Source organism: Caballeronia sp. LZ028 (assembly GCF_031451415.1).
Lineage (GTDB): Bacteria > Pseudomonadota > Gammaproteobacteria > Burkholderiales > Burkholderiaceae > Caballeronia > Caballeronia zhejiangensis.
The window spans coordinates 1-831 of sequence record NZ_JARUXN010000042.1 but is presented as its reverse complement, the minus strand read 5'-3'; the positions used below and the strand labels follow the sequence as shown (position 1 = coordinate 831).

The 831-nt window shown below is 62.2% G+C and carries 1 protein-coding gene; it reads right to left on the bottom strand.

Going from position 1 to position 831, the window contains the following annotated elements; genetic code table 11:
• Positions 1-728: IS110 family transposase (locus QCE58_RS33980; RefSeq protein ID WP_309781255.1), on the bottom strand; the 728-nt coding region annotated here is incomplete at its 3' end.
• Between the last annotated feature and the right edge of the window lie 103 nt (positions 729-831).

The following is an 831-nucleotide window of genomic DNA, read 5'->3' as shown; positions in this document are numbered from 1 at the left end:
GCGCCGCTATCGGAATTGAACGGGGCGAGCCCGGCGAGCGAGGCGATTTCGCGGGCGTTGAGGGTTCCGAGTTCGGGCAGAAAGGCAATGAGCACGGCCGCGGCGCCTTTGCCGATGCCGGGCACCGAGCGCAGCACGGCCTCGGTCTTGCGCCAGAGATCGTTGGCGTGCAGGAAGGCGTCGATGTCGCGATCGGCGTCCTTGATGCGCTGTGAGATGAAGCGAATGAACTCATCGATGCTTGGCAAAGCGGATTTATGAGCGCGTTTGCGGCGATTTTGCTCGGCGGTGAGCATCTCGATGAGCTGTGCACGGCGCAGGATGAGGGCCTGCAACTGCTGGGTTTGCTCGTCGTTCAGGGGTCTGACTTCGGGTTTGATGGTCGCGCCATAGCGGGCGATGAGGCGCGCATCGATGCGATCGGTCTTGGCCCGTACGCCGGCGGACCTGGCGAAGTCGCGCACCCGCTTGGGATTGACCGCGACGGCGGGCAAGCCGGCCTGGCAGAGGGCTTCGAGGACGGCGCGTTCGAGCTTGCCGGTGGCTTCGAGCACGATGAGTTGTGGGTTGAGCGGCAGCAGTCGGTGGATCAGCTGCGCGAAGCCATCGGGAGAATTGGCCAGGCGAAAGAGTTCGGAGGATTCGTGGAAGGCGATGTCGAGAAAGGAGCCGCTGACATCGATGCCAACGAACAAAGGCGAGACGGAAGAGGATTGGATTTGGTTCACCACAGCACCCATACTTGCAAAGATACGAGCTCGAGGCTCAGTCAACTGTCCGGGTTCAAAGCGGTAAGGAGAAGCGGCGCCACCAGCTTTCTTTCGGGCTGTG